Source organism: Streptomyces sp. SID11385, from assembly GCF_010548245.1.
In the GTDB taxonomy this organism is placed as follows: domain Bacteria; phylum Actinomycetota; class Actinomycetes; order Streptomycetales; family Streptomycetaceae; genus Streptomyces.
Window position 1 is genome coordinate 1 of the sequence record NZ_JAAGLR010000617.1, and the last position, 218, is coordinate 218.

Sequence of the window (218 nt, forward strand, 5' to 3'; positions counted from 1 at the left end):
ACGTCGTTGTCGAAGGCCCGCTTGGTCACCGTCTCGTGCTGGTACATCACCTTGCCGAGCTTCTTCACCTGGGTGACCGAGAACGGCTCGCGCTGCTGGCCACTGGCCGCGAACGTGGCGTACGCGCCCGCCATCCGGATCACGCTCGGCGAGGACGTACCGATGGAGAACGACGGAACGGTCGAGTTCGCCATGTTGTCGTCGTCCTTCAGGCCGGC

The 218-nt window shown here is 65.1% G+C and carries 1 protein-coding gene; it reads right to left on the reverse strand.

Annotation, left to right across the window (positions count from 1 at the left end; all coding sequences use genetic code 11):
• The coding region (locus G3I42_RS18635; protein WP_164287398.1) for a hypothetical protein at positions 1–218 on the reverse strand (218 nt) is incomplete at both ends.